Genomic DNA, 20,956 nt, shown 5'->3' on the forward strand with positions numbered 1-20,956 from the left:
GCGGGGGCCTGGGGAGCGGGGGACGGATGTGCGGGGGCCTGCGGGGCGGGCGCGGCCGGCGCCTGGGCCGGGCCGGTGGGGTGGGCGGCGGCCGGGCCCGCCGGGGGCACCACCGGCTGCGGCGCCGTGGGCTGGTCGACCACGGGAGGCTGCTCGCGGGCCGGCTGCGCGAGCAGACTCTTGGCGACCGCGCGGGCGTCGTCCTTGCCCACCGTGCGGCGGGCCAGGCGCACTTCGCGTTCGTCGAGGCCGAGCAGGTCCGCCACCACCGCGTCGCTGCCCACAGTCACGGCGAAGGCGGCCAGGGTGCGCGACCGGCGGGCCTCCGCCTCGTCGAGGAGCCCCTGGGTCCGGCGGACCTCGTCATCGCTGCTGCAAAACGCCTGTGCGAGTACCGCATGGCGCTCCCACAACTCCCTCGGTTCCATGACAGCCACAACGTTTGTTCGTCCGGATTGAACCGCTTACCGGCAATAGATCACTGCATGAGGTGATATTCGAGGGAGTTGCCCCCATGCCTCCGGGGCGGATGCGGGCGGTGCCGTAAAAATACGCAGTGACCCCAGGCCGGAAGAATCGTTTCTACGTCCATGAGCGCCCCTACCTCCGGCACCGTCGCAGGTCACGGTCAGACTTTCCTCCCCGGGCCCGGGTCCACGCCCCGGTGGCTCACCGCGGAGATCGCCCGGCAGACCCCGGTCTTCGCGGGCCTGGTACGCCTCTGGAGCGAGCGCGCCGCCACCGTCCCCGGCGTCGCCGATCCCGAGTGGCAGCGGCTGGTCTCGTACCACTGTTTCGTGGAGGAGACCGAGACGGCACTCGCCGCGCTCCGGCCGCACCGGGCGCCGGACGTGCTGCCGTCGCGCAAACCCGTCCCGGCCGCCCGGCCGGCCCGCCTGGACATCTGAGCGGCCCGTACGCACCCGGTGCGGCGGCCCCGGGGCCGTCCGCCCCCGACGGCCTGAAGCGGCACCCGGCCCGGAGTACCGTTGAGTTGTCGAGACGTCCCGCTGTCCGGCATGAGCCCGGACAGCGGCTTCGACCAGCGACGGAGCCCGGGTGAGCGCGAGGGATGACACGGACTTCAGCCCGATCGGGTTGATCGGGCGGGTGACCGTGTCGATCCCGGCCGACGGGCCCGGCGAGGTGCTGCTGCCGGTGCGCGGCGGGACCGAGTCCTTCGCCGCCTGGTCCCGGGAGCCCATCGCGCGGCACACGCAGGTCATCGTGGTGGACCACACCTCGGCGCGGTCGGTGATCGTCGCGCCGCTGCCCGCCACCTGACGCGGCCCGGCCGCCTCGGTGGCCGGATGGGCGCCCCTCCTACCCCCGGCCGGCCCCGTACCACCCGGGGCGGCCGCACCGGACCAGGAGCGTTTCCATGCTGTTCTGGCATGTTCCCGCGCCGAACGAGGCGCTGTTGATCTCCGGCTCGAAGCGCCGGGCCGGGGACGCCCAATTCCGTATCGTCACGGGCCACGGCTGCTGGGTCCTGCCCGTCAAACAGAAGGCGAGCCTGCTGTCGCTGTCGCTGCGGGAGACCGAGATCTCCGAGGACTGCGTCACGCAGCAGGGCATCCGGCTCGCCGTGCGGGCGGTCGCGGTCTTCAAGGTCGGTGACGACCAGCCGTCGATCGCCAACGCCGCGCGACGGTTCCTGGACGAGCAGGCCAGCATGGAGGAGCTGGTGGGGCGGATCTTCGCCGGCCATCTGCGGTCGATCGTCGGCGGGCTGACCGTCGAGCAGATCATCCGGGAGCGGGACCGGGTGGCCCAGGAGGTCAAGGACGGCAGCCACTCCGAGATGGAGAAGCTCGGCATCGTCGTCGACGCCCTGCAGATCCAGGAGATCGGCGACACCTCCGGCTACATCACCAACCTGGCCGCGCCGCACGCCGCGGCCGTCGCCAGCGCCGCCCGGATCGCCCAGGCCAGGGCCGACCAGGAAGCGACCGAGCGGGAGCAGCAGGCGGCGGCGCTCAAGGCGGAGTACGAGCGGGACACCGCGATCAAGCGGGCCGGGTTCCGCGCCGAGACCGAGCAGTACAACGCCCGCGCCGCACAGGCCGGCCCGCTGTCCCAGGCCAGGGCCTCGCAGGAGGTCATCGAGGAGCAGACCTCGCTGGCCGAGCGGCAGGCCGCGCTGGCCGCCCAGCGTCTGGAGGCGGAGGTACGCCGCCCCGCGGACGCCGAGGCGTACCGGCTGCGCACCCTGGCGGAGGCCCAGCGCGACCAGGTCCGCTACGAGGCGGACGCCCGCGCGTACAGCGAACGGGCCGTCGCCCAGGCGCGTGCCGACGCGAACAACGCGCTGGCCTCCTCGCTGCGGGACGGCAATCAGGAGCTGCTCGCCGCCAACCGCACCGTCGAGAACCTCCCGGCGCTGGCCGAGGCCGCCGCCGAGGGGATCTCCGGCTCGCAGCTGACCGTCCTCAACGGCACCGACGGCCTGAACGAGATCGCCTCCGCCGTCGTCGGGCAGGGTCTGGCCATCCTCGACGCCCTGAAGAAGTCACCGGCCGCGGCCGGTGGCACGTCGGCCGCGGCTCCACCACTGGCCGACGGCGCCGGCTCGCTGCCCTCGAAGGTGACCAGGCTCAAGCAGGACGGCCCGGCCTCCGGGCCGTAGCGGGGGGGCGCCGACGACGGGCGGGGAACCCCGCCCGTCGTCCTTACGTGCGGAAATCCTGTCCCGGAGAGGTGACCGACGTGTGTGGACCGGGGCGGGCCGCCGCTCGCCTGCCGGGCATTCCGCCCCCGCCGCGTCATGATGCGGTCAGGAGCCGGGGGCGGTGACGGTGCATCACCGTCGCCCCCGGAAGGCAACAGCGACGCAGTGAAGGTGCCTCAGATGTCGAAACCACCGCTCCCCGAAGCCGCGACCGCCATGCTGGCCAAGCCCAACCCGTCCGTCATCACCACGCTGCGGCAGGACGGCCAGCCGGTGTCCACCGCCACCTGGTACCTCTGGGATGACGGACGGGTCCTGGTCAACATGGACGAGGGCCGCAAGCGACTGGAACACGTACGCAACGACCCCCGGGTGTCGCTCACCGTGCTCGACGACGGCGACTGGTACACCCACCTCAGCCTGATCGGCCGGGTCGCGGAGCTCCGTGACGACGACGATCTCACCGACATCGACCGGCTGGCCCAGCGCTATCTCGGGCGGTCGTACCCCCAGCGGGACCGCCGCCGGGTCAGCGCCTGGATCGAGATCGACCGCTGGCACGGCTGGGGCGGTCTGAAGGACAGCAGCCAGGCCGGCTGAGGACCGGCGCCGGTCAGCCGCCGCTCTTCTGCTGAAGGAGGGCGGCGGCATCGGCCACGTCGTCGCCGATGGTCAGCACGCCCTGGATGGCGGCGGTGGGGGTGGCGGCGCCGTTGACCCCGACGAAGAAGACGTCGAAGCGGCCCTTACCGGTCTCCAGGTAGCCGGCGATGGTCTCGGCACCGACGGCCAGCCGGTCGTTGAGGGCGTCGCCGCCCGCCGCGGTGCCGGTCTTCGCGAAGACCTTGCCGCGTGACGGGCAGTGCCGGCAGGAGTCCGCCAGAGTCCCGTCGACGCCCAGGACCGGCAACGCCTCGCGGAAGTTCCGGGCCTCGCCGGTGCGCTGCCAGTACGTCAGGATCTGCGCCAACGCCCGCGGCGTGGTCCGGTCGGCCGGGTTGCCGCCCCGGCCGTCGGCGAGCTGTACGGCCTTGCGGTCCACCTTCGCGGCGTCCAGGAACGCGGCGAGCACGGGGAATCCGTCCTCGCAGTCGGTGCTCCCGGCGGTCGTGGCCATCAGGCACACCCCGAGGTTCGCCCCGAGGTTGTGGCTCACCTTGAGGATGAGCTGGGCGTACTCGCGGTACGGCGGGGAGGTGTAGCGGGCCACCGCGGGCACGCCCCGGTAGGAGCGGGGCAGCCGGGCGACGGGGCGCGGGCCGACGGGGTTCGCGGTGACCTGGACCCCGGCCCGGCGCAGCGCCTCGATCAGGGCGGTCCGGCCGAACGCATCGGGGTCCTTGACCGGGGAGATCCGCAGGACGGGGGCGGAGCCGGCGGCGATGGTGCCGGACAGCTGGATCCGGGTGCCGTCGGGCGAGGTCTGGACGGCGATGGCGGTGGGTTTGCCGGGCGCGACGGTGCGGACGGACGAGGTGACCCGGTAGGGCGCGACTTTCGGACGCACCTCCAGGGCGGCGGGGCTGCCGGCGGCGCGCCCGGGTGAGGTCAGCAGATCGATGACGTTGTCGTTGACGATCATCGGGGTGGGCGTCGGGTCGAGATCCGGGTCGGGCCGGAACAGCCGGGCGTCGACGACGACATCGCCGTCAACCCGCCGGATCCCTGCGGCGCGCACCTGACGGGCGAGGTGGTCGAGGCCGGCCAGCGGGTTCTCCGGGGTGAGGGTGGCTCCGGGGACGTCGTTGGCGTAGGTGTGGTCGATGGGGGTGTAGGCGACGGTGCCGTCCTTGCGGGTCCGGCCGCCGAGGGTCAGGTCGCCCTGGGCGACCAGGACCAGGTCACCCCTGAGCGTCGCGTGACGGCGCTGCCCGACGGCGTACACCGGGGTGACGAAGCGGTGGTCGCCGCCGAGGGTGTGCCAGGTGCCGCTGACGCTGAACAGTTTGGCCGTCGAGCCGGGGATGAAGAACTGGTCGGCGAAGCGGGACTGCAGCACCCTGCCCGTCCGCGGGTTCTGCTGGAACAGCCCCCATTGGGCGTGCCGGTACGCGGGTTTGCCCATGACCGCCGCGAGGCGCGGGCCGAGGCCGCCGCGGGCCGGTGCGGGCGTCGGGGACGGTTGCGGAGCGGCCTGGACGAGGCCGGTGACGACGATACCGACGGACAGCAGGAGCGCCAGCGTGACGACGGCGCGCCGGGGGATCCTCCGGCGCCGGGCGGTTGGTGACATGCGGACTCCACCGATGGGTGTGTTCCCTCGTGCGGGTGCCGCCGCGGGCCGGCCGGTGCGACGCGCGGTGTGCTGCGGCAGGCGGCGTCCGGCGGCATGCGGTGGGCCCGGGTGCGCGTTCCCGGGCCCACCGCCTGATGGATCCGGCGGGCGTCAGAGGAGCCCGAGCAGGCCGAGGCCGAACAGGCCGCGGCCCGCGCCGTAGCCGTCGCGGCCGTAACCGTCGCGGCCGTAGCCGTCACGGCCGTACCCGTAGCCGTCGCGTCCGTACCCGTCGCGGCCGTACCCGTCGCGGCCGTAGCCGTCACGGCCGTAGCCGAAGCCGTCGCGGCGGCCGCCGTCACGGCCGAAGTCGTCATAGCCGTCGCGGCCGTTGCGGCGGTGGGCGTTGTGGCCGCCGTGGCCGGAGCGGCCGTGGGCCTTGTCCTGCCCCTTGCCGTGGTGGCCACGTTCGCAGCCGTGCGAGGAGCACACGGGGGTGGGCGTGCTGCTGGGGGCGGCGGTCGCGGCGCCAGCCGTCGGCAGCACCAGGGCAGCCGCGGTCAGGCCGGCCACCGCGAGGCCGCGAGGGATCGAACGGAGCATGTTTCCACCTTCACTCGACTTTGCAGAAAAGGAATATCCTCTGCAAAGGCGACGATAAGGCCGGTTTTGTCGGTATCGGCGCGACCCGCCGGGGTGTCACCGGAACGCAGCAGAACCACGCCGGCGCGCCGCCGGACCGCCCGTTCGCCGGGCCGTGTTCACCCCTCCGCCGAACCACCCTCCGCCGAACCGCCCTCCGGCAGGCTCTCCAGCAGGTGCCCCAGGGCGCCGGCGACGAGAGCGGAGACCGTGTCGGGGTCGGCGCTCGCCAACGGTTCCTTGCCGACCACCACTCGCATCAAGCCAATTCCCAGCAGCCAGGAAAGCGCCAGATCGGCACGCAACGGGCCGTTGTCGGACGGCGAGAGCGTGGCGAGCACCTCCGCGTACTCCTCCCCCAGGCCCCGCAGCGCGTCCGCGATCTCGTCACTGCCACCGATGGAGCGCAGACACACCTCCAGCGACCGGTCGCCGCCCGTGCGCCCGCCGGCGAGCATGCCGCGCAGCGCCACGTCGAACAGCTGCCCGGCGGGCGTGGTACGCAGCTGCTCCTGCCCGCCGCGCGCCATCACCTCTCCGAACAGGGCTTTCTTCGATCCGAAGTAGCGGAACAGCAGGGCCTGGTTGGCCCCGGCGCGGGCCGCGATGTCGCGCACCGTCGTCCGCTCGTAGCCGCGCTCGGCGAACAGTTCCGACGCGGCGTCGAGCAGCCGCAGCCGGGTGCCCTGGGCGCTGCGGCGGTGCTGTGCACGCACCGTGCCGTGCTGCGAGGTCTCCCCCACGTGTCGTCACGCTCCTCTCTTCCGGGCCGTCACCATGACGGCCGCAATGCGTCGTTGACCAGCCCGAGGGGGCGTCCTACCTTATGTAAGCAGGTGCTTACACAAGGGAGGTCACCTTGACCACAGCCGACACAGCACCCCTCTCCTACCCCTTCAATGTCCCCGAGAGCCTTGAGCTCGCCGACGAGTACGAGCGGGCCCGCAACCGCCCCGGCCTGCTCAAGGTGCGGATGGCGTACGGCGAGCCGGCCTGGCTGGTCACCCGCTACGCCGAGGCCCGCTTCGTCCTCGGTGACCAGCGCTTCAGCCGCGCCGCGAGCGCCCTGCACGACGAACCCCGGCAGTCCGAGGGCCGCCGCACCAGCGGCATCCTGGGCATGGACCCGCCCGACCACACCCGGCTTCGCACGCTGGTGGCCAAGGCGTTCACGGTCCGTCAGGTCGAGAAGCTCAGGCCGCAGGTCGTGGCGCTGACCCACGAACTCCTCGACGAGCTGGAGGCCGCCGGACCGCCGGCCGACCTGGTGGACCGTTTCGCACTGCCCATCCCCGTCGCCGTCATCTGCCGGCTGCTCGGCGTCCCGCCCGAGGACCGGCCGCGCTTCCGGGTGTGGAGCGACGCCGCCCTGTCGACCAGCTCCCTGACGTCCGAGGAGTTCGACGCCAACCAGGAGGAACTCCGCGCTTACATGCGGCAGTTGATCCAGGAGCACCGGGACGCACCGCAGGACGACCTGATGACCGCACTGATCGACGCCCGGGACGTCGGCGACCGGCTCTCCGAGCTCGAACTCGTCGACCTCTGCGTCGGCATCCTGGTCGCCGGGCACGAGACCACCGCCACCCAGATCCCCAACTTCGTCCTCGCCCTGCTGGACCACCCCGAGCAGCTCGCCCTGCTGCGCGAACGGCCCGACCTCATCGGCAACGCCGTCGAGGAGCTGCTGCGGTTCGTCCCGCTGGGCAGCGGCGCGAGCCAGCCCCGCTACGCCACGGAAGACATCGATGTCGGCGGCACGCTCGTACGGGCCGGTACCCCGGTCCTGGTCGCCGTCGGCGCCGCGAACCGCGACGCGCTGCGCTTCGACGCGCCCGGCACCCTGGACATCGCCCGGTCCGGCAACCAGCACCTCGGCTTCGGCCACGGCGTCCACCACTGCCTGGGCGCCCCGCTGGCCCGGCTGGAACTCCAGGAAGCGCTCGGCGCCCTGCTCACCCGCTTCCCGAAGCTGCACGTGGCCGGCGATGTGGAGTGGAAGAGCCAGATGCTGGTGCGCGGCCCGCGGGTCCTGCCGGTGGGGTGGTGAGCCGCAGTGACGTGGAAGGTGGAGATCGACCCCCAGCAGTGCATCGCCTCGGGCTCCTGCCCCGCCATCGCCCCCGACCTCTTCGTCGTGGACGGCGCGCACGCCCGGCCCCTGAAGGACGTGATCGAGGAGGACGAGCGGGCGCTGGACGCGGCCGATCTCTGTCCCGCGATGGCGATCACCGTGCGGGACGGCGAGCGGGTCGTCGGCCCCCGCCCCTAGGGCGGGTCCGCCGGGCGGGGTGACGGGCCCCACGGCGGTCGGCACCGGCGAGGGCGGCGGACGGCACACGGGACCGGGTCCCGCGTGCCGTCCGGGCCGCCGCGGATTCCCGGACGGCGCTGCGTGCTTCAGCGGCACAGGGCGGTGTCCACGACACCGTCCATGAGCTGCTTGGTCGCCCGGCCCGGCTGGACGGTCACGGCGACGGCGGCGGCGCGGCCGTCCTCGGTGGCGCCGCCGCGGGTCTCATACCCCGTCATGCTGCCGCCGTGGCCCCAGTAGACACCGCCGCACGAGAGCGGCGTGCTCACGAGTCCCAGCCCGTAGCGAGCACCGGCGGGGAAGGGGTAACCGGCGGGGACGGTGGTGCGCATCTGGTCAAGCTGAGCCTTCGGGAGGAGGCGGCCGGCCAGCAGCGCGGTGAAGAAACGGTTCAGGTCGGAGTTGGTGGACACCATCTGGCCCGCGGCCCAGGCCCAGGAAGGGTCCCATTCCGTGGCGTCGACCAGCGGCGCGCCTGCCGCCTCTTGGTAATAACCCTGGGGATGGCGCTCCCGGATCGTCACCTCGCCGGGGGCGGGGAAGTAGGTGTGGCGCAGTCCGATGCGCCGGACGACGCGCCGGTCGATCTCCTCGGCGAGGGGGCGGCCGGTGACCTTCTGCGCGATCAGACCGGCCACCAGGTAGTTCGTGTTGCTGTAGGCCCACTGCGTACCGGGGGCGAAGTCGGCCTTGTGCCGGAGAGCGAGGTCGAGGAGTTCGCGGGGGTCGTAGGAGCGGATGTCGTCGCTGAGGTAATTGCTGTAGTTGGGAAGTCCGCTGGTCTGCTGAAGCAGTTGGCGGACGGTGATGCGGCGTCCGTCGATCCCGTCCCCGCGGAGGAGGCCGGGCAGATAGCGTTCGACCGGGGCATCGAGCCCCACCCTGCCTTCACCGACCAGTTGCAGCACGACCACCGCGGTGAACGTCTTGGTGTTGCTGCCGATACGCACCTGCCCGTCCCGGGGCACCTTCGCACCGGTGGCCACGTCACCGACCCCCGCGGTGTAGGTACGCGTCCGGCCGTCACGGCCCTTGACGCTCGCCAGCGCGGCGGGCACGCCGTCGGTGTGCACCAGCGCGTGCAGGCCCTTCCGGACGGAGACCGGCCCGGTGGCGGCGGACGCCGCGGGCGGCGCCAAGGCGCCCGTCGTCAGGACGCCGAGGGCCACCGCGGCCGCCGCCTGCACGGCTCCACGCCGACCGCTCCACCGCCCGGACGAACAAAACGTCGTGCCTGCCTGCTCACGCATCAGCCCACTCCTACGGAAACTTCAGGAAATCAGCGGCATGTGCCGGACCCAGCGTCTCCGGAGGCGACCGCGCGGGACGATCGTGCTACCCGCCCAGCCGCAGGTAGGGCTACCCCCCGGCGCGCTCAGCCGGCGGAGAACCGGGGCCGGGCGCAGTCCCGTCGCGGGCCGGGTGTCAGGCCACGGGCGGGCGCGTACAGCCGTGCGTCATGCGGTGCCGCGCGCCGCGCGCACCCCGTACGCGGCCGCGCCCGCCGCGAGTACGGCGGCGCCGGCCACCACCGCGGTCGCCGGGAGGGCGAAGGCGAGGACCAGGCAGCCGGCCAGGCCGACCGCGGGGACGACGCGGGGCGGGCGGTGCTCCGCCGCGGTGAGGGTGAGGGCGGCCGCGTTGGCGACGGCGTAGTAGGCCAGCACGCCGAAGGAGGAGAAACCGATCGCGGCCCGGACGTCGGCGGTCGCGGCGAGCACGGCCACGACGGCGCCGACCGCGAGTTCCGCGCGATGCGGCACGTGGAAGCGGGGGTGGACGGCGGCCAGCACAACGGGCAGGTGCCGGTCGCGGGCCATCGCCAGCGTCGTACGGGAGACACCGAGGATCAGCGCGAGCAGCGAGCCCGCCGCCGCCGCGGCGGCACCGGCCCGCACCAGCGGCACCAACTCCGGTGTCCCGGCCGCGCGTACCGCCTCGGCCAGCGGCGCGGTGGCGCCGGCGAGCCGGGTGGGGCCGAGCACCGCGAGCGCCGCGACGGCGACCGCGGCGTACACCACCAGCGTGATGCCCAGGGCCAGCGGGACGGCGCGGGGGATGGTGCGCGCGGGGTCGCGCACCTCCTCGCCGAGGGTGGCGATCCGGGCGTACCCGGCGAAGGCGAAGAACAGCAGGCCGGCGGCGCGCAGCACCCCGCCGGCGGTGGCGCCGGCGCCGGGATCCAGGCGTACGGGGTCGGCGGCGCGGCTGGTCAGGCAGACCGTCACCACCACGGTCAGTACGGCGAGTACCACCGCGACCAGGGCCCGGGTGAACCAGGCGGACTTCCGCACCCCGGCGTAGTTCACCGCGGTCAGCGCCACCACCGCGGCCGCCGCCACCGCGTGCGCCTGCCCCGGCCAGACGTACAGTCCGACGGTCAGCGCCATCGCCGCGCACGAGGCGGTCTTGCCGACGACGAACCCCCACCCGGCGAGGTAGCCCCAGAACGCGCCCAGCCGCTCCCGGCCGTAGACGTAGGTGCCGCCCGACGCCGGGTAGCGGGCCGCCAGCCGGGCCGAGGACGTCGCGTTGCAGTAGGCGACCACCGCCGCGCCGGCCAGCGCCGGCAGCAGCCCGGATCCGGCCGCGCCGGCGGCCGGTGCCAGGGCCGCGAAGATCCCCGCGCCGATCATGGCTCCCAGCCCGATCGTCACGGCGTCGAAGAGCCCCAGCCGTCGTTTCAGCCCACCCGCACCGGCCGGGTCCGCCTGCGCCATCGTCCGCTCCTCCCCACGGCCGCCGCCGGCCCGGTCGCCGTCGGCGCGGTCAGTCTGCCGGGTCGGGCGGCGGGGGCGGCAGGGCACCCGTACGGGGAGCGGCGTGCGGCCAGACGAGGAGGACCGGGCAGGGGGCGTGATCGACGACGAACCGGCCCGCCGGGCCGAGGCTGTGCGGCCCGACTCGGGCGCGGTCGCCGTCCCGGGCGAGCACGAGCAGCTCCGCGTCGGCCGCGGCCGCCACGACCTCCCGCTCGACGCGCCCGACCCGCTCGCTGCGCCGGCAGGGCCGCCCGAGGCGCTCGGCCGCGGCGGCGAGCAACTCCCCGGCGGAGTCGGCGGCCAGGTGCTCCAGCTCCGTCCCCGGATCGCTGCCCCAGCGCCCGGCCGGGCGCCGCTCCCGGGGGTGGGCGCGGCCGAGCAGTCCGGCGTAGGCGGCGTGCGCGGCTTCGGGGACCTCGGGGTCGGTGACGTGCAGCAGGACGATCTCGCTGTCGTCGGGCGCCGCCCGGCGCGCCGCGTCCACGCAGGCGGGCCAGGTGCCCTCCACGATCCAGGCGATGACGGTCACGTGATCAGCCTCCGATGGCGGTCAGCGAAGCCCACAGTGCCAGCACCGACAGCACCAGGGCGGCAGGCACGGCCAGCAGGCCGAGCCGGGTGAACTCGCCCAGCTTCACCTGTGCGTCGTGCGCGTGCACCACGCGCCGCCACAGCAGGGTGGCCAGCGAGCCGGCGTAGGTGAGGTTGGGGCCGATGTTCACGCCGAGCAGCACCGCGAGCACGGCGCCCGGCCCGGTGGGGGCGGTCAGCGGCAGCAGCACCAGCACGGCGGGCAGGTTGTTGATGAGATTCGCCAGGACGGCCGCCAGCGCCGCGACGGCCAGCAGCGCCGGCAGGCCCGTACCGTCCGGCACCAGACGGCCCAGGGCGGCACCGAGTCCGTTGTCGACCACCGCGCGGACCACGATCCCGAGCGCCAGGACGAAGCCGAGGAAGGGCACCGCCGCCGCCCGGACCAGGGCCTTCGGGCCGGTACGGCGCCGGATCAGGGCGCGGCCGGCGAGCACCGCAGCCCCGGCGCCGGCCGCCCACGCGGGGTCGACGCCCAGGGCGGAGGTGAGGACGAAGCCGGCCAGCGTGCAGCCGACCGTCACCAGCGCGAACACCGGTACGGCGGGCGGCTCGCCGGGCGGCGGGGCCTGGGCGCCGGCGTCCAGGTCGGTGGCGAAGAACCGCCGGAAGACGACATATTCGGCGCCGATCGCCGCCAGCCACGGCAGCGCCATCAGGGCGGCGAAGCGGGTGAAGCTCAGCCCGCTGGCGGCGAAGGCCAGCAGGTTGGTGAGGTTGGACACCGGAAGCAGCAGTGAGGCGGAATTCGACAGATGGGTGCAGGCGTACACATGCGGTTTGGGACGGGCCCCGAGCCGGGCGGCGGTGGCGAACACCACCGGGGTGAGCAGCACGATCGTGGCGTCGAGGCTGAGCACCGCGGTGATCGCCGAGGCCGTGACGAAGACCTGCGCCAGCAGTCTGCGCGGCCGCCCGGCGGCACTCCGCGCCATCCAGGCCCCGCAGGCCCGGAACACCCCCTCGTCGTCGCACAGTTGGGCCAGCACGAGCACCGCCGCGAGGAAGCCGATGACCGGCCCGAGCCGCTCGGCCTCGGCACGCGCGTGCTCCAGCGTGATCGCCCCGGTGCCGATGACCACCCCGGCGGCCGGCACGGCGACGACCGCCTCCGGCAGGCCCCAGGGCCGCACCACCGCACAGGCGAGCACCACCATGAGCAGGGCGACGGAGAGCGTTTCGGCAAGCGGGGTGTTCAGGGCCGGGCCTTTCGGTGGGCGGGCGGATGACCTGCGGCGATGGTATCCGCCGGGGGCCGGGCGGCCCCGGCCGTAGGATGCGCGCGGACCCGTTACCGCGCGCGACCGTCACGGCAGGAGGCCGCAATGATCACCATGGTGGACGTCGAGGCGGCGGCCCGGCGGATCGGCGCGCGGGTGCGGCGCACCCCCGTCGTCGCGGTCACCCCGGAGGAGCCGGTATCCGACGCCGAGGTCTGGCTCAAGCTGGAGATGCTTCAGCACACCGGCTCGTTCAAGGCCCGCGGCGCCTTCAACCACCTGCTCGCCGCGGCCGAGCGGGGCCGGCTGCCCCGGGCGGGGGTGGTGGCCGCGTCCGGCGGCAACGCCGGGCTCGCGTTCGCCTACGCGGCGGGCCGGCTCGGCACCCGCGCCGAGGTGTTCGTGCCCACGACCGCTCCCCCGGTGAAGGTCGCCCGGCTGCGGTCGCTCGGTGCGGAGGTGGTGCAGGTCGGGGAGAAGTACGCCGACGCGTACCGGGCCGCGATCGAACGGGCCACGGAGCACGGCGCGCTGTTCTGTCACGCCTACGACCAGCCCGCGGTGTGCGCGGGCCAGGGAACGGTCGGCCTGGAGCTGCTGGAGCAGACGCGCGGCGAGCTGGACACCGTGCTCGTCGCGGTGGGCGGCGGCGGGCTGATGGCGGGGGTCGCCACGGCGCTGGAGGGCCGGGCGAAGGTCGTCGCCGTCGAGCCGGAGAACGCGCCGACGCTGCACGCCGCGCTGGCCGCCGGCCGCCAGGTGGAGGTGCCCGTCTCCGGGGTCGCCGCGGACTCGCTCGGCGCGAGCCGCGTCGGCGACATCGCTTTCGAGGTGGCCCGCCGCACCGGCGTGGCGTCGCTGCTGGTCCCGGACGAGGACATCGTGCGGGCGCGGCGCACGCTGTGGGACCGCTACCGGCTGGTCGTCGAGCACGGCACGGCCGCCGCTGCCGCCGCCCTGTTCACCGGCGCCTACCGGCCCGCGCCGGGCGAGCGCCTCGCCGTCCTCCTGTGCGGCGCGAACACCGACCCCTCGGACCTGGCCGGCTGACCGTACGGGCCGTGCCCGGCCCGCGCGCCGGGCCTGCGCGGCGCCCCTGACGCCCGGTGCTGCCGTATGCGTGCGGCGGCCCCCACGGCCCCGGCGTGCCCCGCGCGCCGAGCGCGGTTCCAATGGAAGGAGGTAGGACGGCCGCAGAGGCACCGCGCCCGCCGGCGCGACCCCGCGGCCTGCCGGCGGCGAGGAGGGCTCGGCCATGACCATCGCGACGCGACTGCTGACCGTACTCCCGGCCCCCGACCGTGAGCGCCTGATGGAGCTGGCCCGCGAGGTCTCCTTCGAGCAGGACACCCGGATCTTCGAGGAGGGCGGCACCGCGGACCGGTTCTGGGTACTGCGCTCGGGGTCGGTCTCGCTCGACATCACCGTGCCCGGCCGGCGCCCCGTGGCGGTCGCGACGCTCGGGCCCGGCGACCTGCTCGGCTGGTCCTGGCTGTTCGCCCCGCACCGGTGGGACTTCGGTGCGGAAGCGTTCAGCCCGGTGCGCGCCTACGAGTTCGACGGGGCCGCGGTGCGGGAGCTGTGCGAGAGCGAACCCGCTCTCGGGCTGCGGGTGGTGCGGGCCATCACCGAGATCCTCGCGCACCGGCTCCAGGCGACCCGCGCCAAACTCCTCGACCAGTACGCGGCCCGGCGGGCGGCGTCGTCCTAGGTGTGCTGGACGGCTGCGTCCCCCTCCCGGCGGGCGCACCGCTCGTCAGCTGTCTGGCCACAAGATCGATTACCGGCCGGCCGTGCGCGTGTGATCAGCTGTGAGATTCTGGGTCGGCGCATGCCTGACCTACGAAGGCGGCACGTGGACCTGCGGCGGGTCGGGATTGATGATCGCCACCACAGGCAAGTCCCCCAGGTGCGCGATCCCCGATGGCGTCGATATGGACTCGAAAGGACGTAAAAAAAATGGCTAGGGCTACCGCTCGTCACATCTTGGTCAAGACCGAAACGGAAGCGTTGAACCTGAAGGAGCAGATCGAGAACGGAGCAGACTTCGGCGAGCTCGCCAAGAAGCACTCCTCCTGCCCCTCGTCCCGCGACGGAGGCAACCTTGGATCGTTCGGTCCGGGACAGATGGTCCCTGAGTTCGACCAGGTCGTCTTCTCCGCCCCCGTCGGCGTGGTCCAGGGACCGGTGAAGACCCAGTTCGGGATGCACCTCGTAGAGGTCACCAGCCGCCAGGACTGACGCAAGGTGCCGCGGGGTTGCGCCGTTGCGGCGCAACCCCGTCCTGCGTCATGGCGCGGCCGGCGCACGCTGCGACCGCCCAAGGGCCTGTCCGGCCGGTCGTGCGCTTGTGGGAAGATGCTGCTCATGACTGATATCCGAAGGGGCCGTGCCGCGTAGAACGCCGGCTTCACTTCGATCGCCCGACCGCGGATGGCGGCGCCCCTGGGTGCGCTATCGCGATGTCCCCGGACTGTCAGGGGCCGCGAATGCGGCCGTTCGCACCCTCGAACGGGAACGGTTGACCCCGGGCATCGTGTCGGTCGCCCTGAGCGTGTGGTCTGCCCGCGTCCACGGCACCGAGCGCCGTTGGAAGCGCTGGGAGGCCGAGTTCACCTGTTCCTGCTGCGGTGCGGGCTGGGCTCGGGACAAGCTGCAAGAAGCTCTGAACCTGCTGCCGCCGAGAGCCGCTGCCGAGCTCCGGATGCAGGTCGAGCGCCTGGACGAGGTGTTCCTCGGGCGAACGCATCACGAGCCCATGGCAGATCCGGCGTTGGCGTGGTGGCATCGCAGATGCTGACCGTAATTATGAGTGGCGCCCGGCCATGAGTTGCCGAAGCTCGGCGTTTCAAGGTGGCGGGGAACCTGGAGCGCAGGAATATTCCGTTGGCGGGCCAGGAACACGCCCATAGGGTCCAGGCATGTCCCTACGTGTTCGCATGCGTCAAGCCCTCCCCGAAGCGATGCGCGCCCGCGACAAGGCCGCGGTAAGTGCCCTGCGGGCAACGCTCGCTGAGCTGGACAACGCGGAGGCGGTGCCCGTGGACGAAGCCGCCACCCGCGGCTCGGCCCTCGAACAGTCACCGGTCGGCGTCGGTGCCACCGAGGCACCGCGGCGCGAGCTGAGCGAGCGCGGTGTGGCGGACATCGTGCGCGCCGAGGCCACCGAACGCCTGGAAACCGCGGCGCAGTTGGCTGCGCCCGCGCACGCCGACCGAGTCGAGCGGCTACGCGCGGAGGCCGCGGTGCTGCTTCGCTTTCTCGACGACCACGGGTGAACAACCCGAGACCGCGCCTACGGCCACCGAATCCCTGGCTCGGATCACCAGGACCTGGCCACCCGATCAGGTCCGGCGTGGTCGGCCGCTCGCAGCCCGCCGACAGCGAGGACGATCAGCAGAACGAAGGCCGCGAAGGCGGTGAGCGTGCGGAGGTCGTTGAACAGTTCCCAGCGCCGTAGGGTCTCCGCGTGATCGGCCGGGGCCGAGGTGAGCGCCCACTGCTTGATCCGTCCGTTGATCGGCACATTGCCGAACCTGGTTATCAGGAAGGACGCGAGGGCCAGTAGAGCTGCCGCACCCGCGAGCAGTCGGGCGCGGCCCGCTGTCAGGACGGCGAGTGTCAGGGAACCCAGGATCGACGCACCCATCGCCGCCTGCATGGTGATGCCGTTCATCTTCATCAGTTCGGCGTGGAATGACAGCCGCATCTCCAGCGGTACCGCGTTGAAGGTGGGGACGAGGTTGGCCGCGCCGTAGCCGAACGCGCCGGCGAGGAGGCCGGTGCTCAGCAGGGCGAATCCGTGGACCAGTCTGATGCGCATGTTTGTCGGCTCCGGTGCGTTGGCTCGGTGCGGATGAGTGGCCCGTCGGGTCAGCTCCTCCAGGCGATGAGCCGGGAAACCGAGGCCGGTTTCAAGCGTGGTCGGATATCCACCAGAAGTCCAAGATCCTTCATTTCTGGCATCCAGAACCATCCGTTCTGGAGCATCAGTTGTGTGGCGAAGCGACACGCATGGAACTACCGGAGAACTTCTGACTCGGCGTGGCGGCCCGCCGAGCCGGCGCGTCCGGCGGCGCCGCAGGTCAGCTCCGCACCCGTGAGCCGGAGCGGCCGGCAAGAGCCGCCTCCAGGCCAGCGCGGACACTTGGTCATTGCTCGGGTGCGGTGCGTAATTGTGGTCGCCCCCCACGCCCGCACGCCCGGTCGGCCGTCGTGGCGGCCGGGCCGGGTCGTCGTCCCTCAGGGGCGTGAAGTGTGCGAGCGGTCAGGGCAGTTGGTCGAGGAGTGCCGTGAGGAAGGCGCCGGTCTCCTCCGGCGGATTGGCCGCGGTACACAGCCGTTCCATGATCAAGTTGTACTGGTCGACGGACTCCTGCTTGTCCAGATAGACCGCGCCGGTCAGCTGCTCCAGATACACCTTGTCGGGGAGTTCCGGCTCCCGGAAGCGCAGGATGGTGATCGGGGAGCCGGCGACCGCGTTCGCCCCCACGCTGAACGGGGCGATCTGCAGCGTCACGTTCGGCAGCTCGGCCACCTTCAGAAGGTGCTCCAGCTGTGCGCGCATCACGTCCGGGCCGCCGAAGGGGCGGCGCAGCACCGCCTCGTCGACCACGGCCCACAGCCGGGGCGCGCCCGGCCGGGTCAGCAGCTTCTGGCGCTCCATCCGTAGCGAGACCAACCGGTCGATCTTGGAGTCCGCTTCGTCGGGATACCCCAGACGAGTGACCACGTAGGCGTACGCCTCGGTCTGCAGCAGGCCGGGCAGGAACTGCACCTCGTAGGTGCGGATGACCTCAGCGGCCTCCTCCAGCCCGATGTGCAGTTCGAACCAGTCCTCCAGGACGTCGTTGTACTGGTGCCACCAGCCGGAGGTGTTGGCCTGCCGGGCCAGTTCGAAGTACTCCGCGCGCCGGGCCTCGTCATGCACCCGGTAGAGGGTCAGCAGGTCGGCCAAGTCCTTCTCCTTGAAGCCGACTTGACCGCGCTCCACCCGGGTGATCTTGGCGTGCGAGCCCCGGATCGCGTGCCCCGCGTCCTCCCGCGTGATGCCGCGCTCCTGCCGCAGCTTGCGAAGCTGGGCACCAAGGACGATCCGCACGACCGTCGGGCCGACCTGCGGCTGCTCCAGGTAGTGCCTTATCGACAGCTCGGCGTGCGGCCGCATCATGGCGGACATTCCAACTCCCGTAAGCGACAGTGCGGATACCTGCAGTATCCCATTCACCGGTCGCGGGGTACAGAAAGTCGTCATCACCAGGACGTGGTCAGGGCTCGCCGGTCCCGCGGTCGGCCGCGACGGACAGCAAGCCCTGGATCCAGGCGACTTGGGTACGCCCCGTCCCGGCTCAGCCCACCATCGCGTCGAACTCGCCGTCCTTCACGCCCGCCACGAAGGCGTCCAGCTCCGCCTGGGTGTAGATCAGCGCGGGGCCCTGCGGATCACGCGAGTTGCGGAAGGCGAAGCCGCCGTCCGGCAGCGCGGCGACCTCCACGCAGTTGCCACCCGGAGCGCTGTGCCGGCTCTTCCTCCAGACCACGCCCTCGATCAGATCGGCCTGCACTCCGTTGTCGAGCTGCTGCATCTCAACTCCTCACCTGCTCAAGTGCCTTATTCGCGGCACACACTGGCGCGACCAGGCATCATGCGCCTGTGTAATTGCATCTGTACTTACCGATGCAATTACGTTTCCTCTGACTGTAATTGCGGATGCACTTGCAGCACCAGCGACAGCCGGGGATAGTGGTCGCGAATCACCCGTTCGTGACGCAGGCCCGAGAGGCTCCACGGAGATCGTGATGACACCCCGCCCGGCAGGATCCCCCACCGCCGCCCGCCTGCTCGACGCACCTGCCGGCCACTGGCTTACGCAGGTCTCGCAGGACGCCCTCCGAGACGACGAGCGCAGCCGGGGCCCCGGCGGATGTGCCGTCCGCGCGCTGACCGGGGACCAGCGGGCGGCCGGCGAGGCCCGCCGCTTCACCTGGTCGATGCTCACCTACTGGGAGTTGACCCCGCTCCTCGACGACGCCGCGCTCGTCGTCACCGAGCTCCTGAGCAACGCTCTGCGCCACGGACTCGCGCGGCCCCCGGCCCGCGACGCCTCCCCGCACCCACTCCGCCTGGGTCTGCTGCGCCGCGGAGCCCTCGTGGTGTGCGGCGTCCGCGATCCCAGCAACCGCGTCCCCGTACTGGGCACCCCCGGCCGTCTCGCGGAGTCCGGCCGCGGCCTGCACCTGGTCAACTGCCTCAGCAGGGCCTGGGGTTGGACCGCCCCTACCGCCGCGGGGAAGGCGGTGTGGGCGGCGCTGTCGTGCTCCCCGCCGGCCGTCGCGGGCGGCGCGCCGGGCCGGGAGGCCGTGCACTGACCGCGCCGTCACCGGCGGCGTGTCAGTTCTTCCGGGCGACCCCCGCGTAGAGCGGGATGTCGGTCTCGCCGAACGCGTCCGCCCCCAGCTCCACGGGGTCCGGCCGCCACTGCTGCACCACCTGGAGGCCGGGCTCCACCATCTCCAGTCCGTCGAAGAAGCGCTGCACCTCGCCCTTGCCGCGCGCGTTCACATGTGACCCCTTGGCCTGGAAGTTCTCCGAGACCTCCTCCAGCGCGTCGGGCTCGAAGTCGTCGGTGACGTGGGTCAGGGCGAGGAAGCTGCCGGCCGGGAAGGCGTCGAGCAGCTCGCCGACGATGGCGTAGGGATCGTGGTCCGAGGGGAGCCAGTGCAGGACGGCCACCAGGGTCAGCGCGATCGGCCGGTCCAGGTCGAGGGTCCGGCGCAGCTGCTCGTTGCGGAGGATCTCCCGCGGGCGGCACAGGTCGGCCTGGATGTAGGCGGTCCTGCCGTCGCGATGGCTGGTGTGCAGGGCGCGCGAATGGGCCAGCACGATGGGGTCGTTGTCGGCGTACACGATCCGCGACTGCGGGGCGATGGCCTGCACGACCTCGTGGAGGTTGGGCGAGGTCGGGATGCCGGTGCCGATGTCCAGGAACTGCCGGACACCGGCCTCGGCCGCCAGATAGCGCGCGGCCCGCTGCATGAACGCCCGGTTCTGCCGGGCGATCATGGCGGCGTTGGGGAGGGCGGCCAGCGTCTGTTCGGCCGCGGCGCGGTCGGCGGGGTAGTTGGTCTTGCCGCCGAGGAGGACGTCGTACACGCGGGCGGCGTGCGGCCGGTCCGTGTGGAGTTCGACCGGCGGAGCGGCCCTGACCGCCATCCAGTCCTCCGGCTCCACCATGCCCCGCGCCCCCTCCCCGCCCGGCGGCGAACACCGGACGACCCGTCAATTCCTGTGGTCACATTAGCGGTTGAACGACGGGCGGAGCGCCGTGCGGACACCGACCGCTGCCAACGCGCCGACGCGCCGGCACAGTACGGCAGCACCGAGCATCGCGGGTCGGGGCCCGGCACGGGGAAGCCCCTTCCGCGTCAGGACGTCGCATGCGAGGAGCGGAGTCGCTGCGGGCCGTCGGCCACCATCGGCTACGGAGGCGGGCTTTCCGACCGCCGACCGTCGTGCGGCTTGAGCTTTTCCATCGTTTGCTTGGCTTTCCGTTTCGCCATTTCGGCGATCTTCATCGGTTTCCCGCTTTCGCTTTCCCGGTCGCCGACTCGTGGTTCCTCAGGAGTTTCGGGGCGGTGCATCTCGGCCTCCTCTTCCCTTGTTGCCACACCCCTACTTCACCGCGTAGGGCGGCCGTGCGCGACTCGGGCCGGGGTGCGGCGTACGACGGGGAAAGGCGCCTTCTGACGCCTGGAGAGCGGGCGCCGCAGCACGTACCGACTGGTCGGTACGGAATCCCGGGTCACCCACGACACGGCAGGCCAGGGCCTTCGGACGCCGTCCGCCGGCAATCCGCCGGCAATGCCGCTCCCTCGCGGCTTTCCAGCAGCGGGAGAGTGGCCAGCAGTTGCCCTTGTGCCCGGCGAGGATCACAGTTGAGAAGGAAAAACCGTTTGCGAGATCGGAGCGCATCGTGATCGTTCTCGGAATTATCTTGCTCGTCGTCGGCTTTTTGACCGGCATCGGCATCCTGTGGACCATCGGGATCATTCTCGCCGTGATCGGTGCGATCCTGTGGATCCTCGGCTCGATGGGGCACGCGGTCGCGGGACGACGGCACTACTGGTAGCCGGCGTCGATCGAAGTCCGACGACGGGCGTCGTGACCGTGCGGGGCGGCCTCCCCACACACCCCGGCCACGTGTCACGTCGGGCCGCATTCCGCGGCAGGTGAGCAGCCACGCCGGAGAGGGAGCGGGAAGAGCTGGCTGCTCGGGGTAGCCAAGAGAGGTTTCCGGTATGGGCAACGGCAACCAGCACCCGGCGCCGACCCCGGACGAAACTCCGGGCCTCGGCGCCGCCGGTGGCGTGCCACCGGGCGAAACGCCGCCGGGCGAGGACAGCACGGGCTCCGAGACCGGCCCCCGTGACACGCAGTCGCGCGGCTGGGCCAAGGGCCCGGCCGTCATCCTCGGCATCATCGTCGTGCTCTGCGCGGCCTTCTTCATCGCCTACGCAGTGATCATGGCGAGCCGCTGACGG

The 20,956-nt window shown here is 72.6% G+C and carries 26 protein-coding genes and 1 pseudogene; 14 read left to right on the forward strand and 13 right to left on the reverse strand.

The features are described 5' to 3' along the window. A pseudogene (locus tag OO62_RS38330) lies at positions 1-428 on the reverse strand (hypothetical protein); the annotation flags it as partial. Between the two features lie 162 nt (positions 429-590). On the opposite strand from OO62_RS38330, the gene OO62_RS26695 reads away from it, so the two are divergent. The 4 genes from OO62_RS26695 (at position 591) to OO62_RS26710 (ending at position 3,271) form a co-directional block, all read left to right on the forward strand. Continuing rightward, positions 591-908: a hypothetical protein gene (locus OO62_RS26695; protein ID WP_033270150.1), complete on the forward strand. Its 318-nt coding sequence runs from the start codon at positions 591-593 to the stop codon at positions 906-908. 151 nt (positions 909-1,059) lie between these two features. Then, positions 1,060-1,284, forward strand: coding sequence for a hypothetical protein (locus OO62_RS26700; RefSeq protein ID WP_051733620.1), 225 nt, complete (start codon positions 1,060-1,062; stop codon positions 1,282-1,284). Positions 1,285-1,381: 97 nt separating this feature from the next. Further along, the gene (locus tag OO62_RS26705; RefSeq protein ID WP_033270151.1) at positions 1,382-2,629 is read left to right on the forward strand and encodes an SPFH domain-containing protein; all 1,248 of its coding nucleotides are present in this window, start codon (positions 1,382-1,384) and stop codon (positions 2,627-2,629) included. A gap of 222 nt (positions 2,630-2,851) precedes the next feature. Continuing rightward, the gene (locus OO62_RS26710; RefSeq protein WP_033270152.1) at positions 2,852-3,271 is read left to right on the forward strand and encodes a PPOX class F420-dependent oxidoreductase; all 420 of its coding nucleotides are present in this window, start codon (positions 2,852-2,854) and stop codon (positions 3,269-3,271) included. A 13-nt stretch (positions 3,272-3,284) separates the two neighbouring features. Here OO62_RS26710 and dacB read toward each other — a convergent pair whose 3' ends face one another. The 3 genes from dacB to OO62_RS26725 form a co-directional block, all read right to left on the reverse strand. Beyond that, positions 3,285-4,904, reverse strand: coding sequence for a D-alanyl-D-alanine carboxypeptidase/D-alanyl-D-alanine endopeptidase (dacB, locus tag OO62_RS26715; RefSeq protein WP_051733621.1), 1,620 nt, complete (start codon positions 4,902-4,904; stop codon positions 3,285-3,287). Positions 4,905-5,057: 153 nt separating this feature from the next. Then, entirely contained in the window at positions 5,058-5,489 is a 432-nt protein-coding gene (locus OO62_RS37110) for a hypothetical protein (RefSeq protein WP_051733622.1), read from the reverse strand. Positions 5,490-5,647: 158 nt separating this feature from the next. Beyond that, the gene (locus tag OO62_RS26725; RefSeq protein ID WP_078617367.1) at positions 5,648-6,271 is read right to left on the reverse strand and encodes a TetR/AcrR family transcriptional regulator; all 624 of its coding nucleotides are present in this window, start codon (positions 6,269-6,271) and stop codon (positions 5,648-5,650) included. A 116-nt stretch (positions 6,272-6,387) separates the two neighbouring features. Between OO62_RS26725 and OO62_RS26730 the strand changes: the two genes are divergently transcribed. Together OO62_RS26730 and OO62_RS26735 are read left to right on the forward strand one after the other, a co-directional pair. Continuing rightward, positions 6,388-7,578, forward strand: coding sequence for a cytochrome P450 (locus OO62_RS26730; RefSeq protein WP_033270153.1), 1,191 nt, complete (start codon positions 6,388-6,390; stop codon positions 7,576-7,578). Between the two features lie 6 nt (positions 7,579-7,584). Then, complete coding sequence (locus OO62_RS26735) at positions 7,585-7,800, forward strand: ferredoxin (protein ID WP_033270154.1); 216 nt, start codon at positions 7,585-7,587, stop codon at positions 7,798-7,800. Positions 7,801-7,928: 128 nt separating this feature from the next. Here OO62_RS26735 and OO62_RS26740 read toward each other — a convergent pair whose 3' ends face one another. From OO62_RS26740 to OO62_RS26755, 4 genes are all read right to left on the reverse strand, one after another. Next, entirely contained in the window at positions 7,929-9,092 is a 1,164-nt protein-coding gene (locus OO62_RS26740) for a serine hydrolase domain-containing protein (RefSeq protein WP_051733623.1), read from the reverse strand. A gap of 207 nt (positions 9,093-9,299) precedes the next feature. Further along, positions 9,300-10,562, reverse strand: a complete 1,263-nt coding sequence (locus OO62_RS26745; RefSeq protein WP_033270156.1) for an APC family permease — start codon at positions 10,560-10,562, stop codon at positions 9,300-9,302. 49 nt (positions 10,563-10,611) lie between these two features. Continuing rightward, on the reverse strand, positions 10,612-11,133 hold the full coding sequence (locus tag OO62_RS26750; RefSeq protein ID WP_033270157.1) for a universal stress protein: 522 nt from the start codon (positions 11,131-11,133) through the stop codon (positions 10,612-10,614). A gap of 4 nt (positions 11,134-11,137) precedes the next feature. After that, positions 11,138-12,394 (reverse strand): SLC13 family permease, encoded by a 1,257-nt coding sequence (locus OO62_RS26755; RefSeq protein ID WP_033270158.1) that lies wholly within the window; start codon positions 12,392-12,394, stop codon positions 11,138-11,140. Between the two features lie 126 nt (positions 12,395-12,520). Between OO62_RS26755 and OO62_RS26760 the strand changes: the two genes are divergently transcribed. The 5 genes from OO62_RS26760 (at position 12,521) to OO62_RS26780 (ending at position 15,693) form a co-directional block, all read left to right on the forward strand. After that, a complete protein-coding gene (locus OO62_RS26760; protein ID WP_033270159.1) occupies positions 12,521-13,465 on the forward strand; it encodes a threonine/serine dehydratase in 945 nt (314 codons plus the stop codon). A gap of 205 nt (positions 13,466-13,670) precedes the next feature. Further along, the gene (locus tag OO62_RS26765) at positions 13,671-14,126 is read left to right on the forward strand and encodes a cyclic nucleotide-binding domain-containing protein (RefSeq protein WP_033270160.1); all 456 of its coding nucleotides are present in this window, start codon (positions 13,671-13,673) and stop codon (positions 14,124-14,126) included. Between the two features lie 248 nt (positions 14,127-14,374). Next, a complete protein-coding gene (locus OO62_RS26770; RefSeq protein ID WP_033270161.1) occupies positions 14,375-14,656 on the forward strand; it encodes a peptidylprolyl isomerase in 282 nt (93 codons plus the stop codon). Between the two features lie 208 nt (positions 14,657-14,864). After that, positions 14,865-15,215, forward strand: a complete 351-nt coding sequence (locus tag OO62_RS26775) for a hypothetical protein (RefSeq protein ID WP_143686405.1) — start codon at positions 14,865-14,867, stop codon at positions 15,213-15,215. Between the two features lie 163 nt (positions 15,216-15,378). Then, positions 15,379-15,693: a GatB/YqeY domain-containing protein gene (locus tag OO62_RS26780; protein WP_033270163.1), complete on the forward strand. Its 315-nt coding sequence runs from the start codon at positions 15,379-15,381 to the stop codon at positions 15,691-15,693. 44 nt (positions 15,694-15,737) lie between these two features. Here the strand turns inward: OO62_RS26780 and OO62_RS26785 are convergent, their stop codons facing one another. From OO62_RS26785 to OO62_RS26795, 3 genes are all read right to left on the reverse strand, one after another. Then, on the reverse strand, positions 15,738-16,238 hold the full coding sequence (locus OO62_RS26785; RefSeq protein WP_033270164.1) for an anthrone oxygenase family protein: 501 nt from the start codon (positions 16,236-16,238) through the stop codon (positions 15,738-15,740). 444 nt (positions 16,239-16,682) lie between these two features. Further along, complete coding sequence (locus OO62_RS26790) at positions 16,683-17,594, reverse strand: helix-turn-helix domain-containing protein (RefSeq protein WP_033270165.1); 912 nt, start codon at positions 17,592-17,594, stop codon at positions 16,683-16,685. A gap of 169 nt (positions 17,595-17,763) precedes the next feature. Then, positions 17,764-18,000 carry a DUF397 domain-containing protein gene (locus tag OO62_RS26795; protein WP_033270166.1) on the reverse strand — a complete coding sequence of 79 codons (237 nt, stop codon included), beginning with the start codon at positions 17,998-18,000 and terminating at the stop codon, positions 17,764-17,766. Between the two features lie 214 nt (positions 18,001-18,214). On the opposite strand from OO62_RS26795, the gene OO62_RS26800 reads away from it, so the two are divergent. After that, positions 18,215-18,784, forward strand: a complete 570-nt coding sequence (locus OO62_RS26800; RefSeq protein WP_051733624.1) for an ATP-binding protein — start codon at positions 18,215-18,217, stop codon at positions 18,782-18,784. A 22-nt stretch (positions 18,785-18,806) separates the two neighbouring features. On the opposite strand, the gene OO62_RS26805 is transcribed toward OO62_RS26800, so the two are convergent. Together OO62_RS26805 and OO62_RS39720 are read right to left on the reverse strand one after the other, a co-directional pair. Continuing rightward, a complete protein-coding gene (locus tag OO62_RS26805) occupies positions 18,807-19,649 on the reverse strand; it encodes an SAM-dependent methyltransferase (protein WP_033270167.1) in 843 nt (280 codons plus the stop codon). 245 nt (positions 19,650-19,894) lie between these two features. Beyond that, the gene (locus tag OO62_RS39720; protein ID WP_157850169.1) at positions 19,895-20,056 is read right to left on the reverse strand and encodes a hypothetical protein; all 162 of its coding nucleotides are present in this window, start codon (positions 20,054-20,056) and stop codon (positions 19,895-19,897) included. 332 nt (positions 20,057-20,388) lie between these two features. Between OO62_RS39720 and OO62_RS40030 the strand changes: the two genes are divergently transcribed. Further along, on the forward strand, positions 20,389-20,544 hold the full coding sequence (locus OO62_RS40030) for a DUF6131 family protein (RefSeq protein ID WP_099873229.1): 156 nt from the start codon (positions 20,389-20,391) through the stop codon (positions 20,542-20,544). Positions 20,545-20,713: 169 nt separating this feature from the next. Continuing rightward, positions 20,714-20,953, forward strand: coding sequence for a DUF6480 family protein (locus tag OO62_RS26810; RefSeq protein ID WP_033270168.1), 240 nt, complete (start codon positions 20,714-20,716; stop codon positions 20,951-20,953). The last annotated feature ends 3 nt before the right edge of the window (positions 20,954-20,956 follow it).

Source organism: Streptomyces lydicus, assembly GCF_000717345.1.
Classification (GTDB): Bacteria; Actinomycetota; Actinomycetes; order Streptomycetales; family Streptomycetaceae; genus Streptomyces; species Streptomyces lydicus.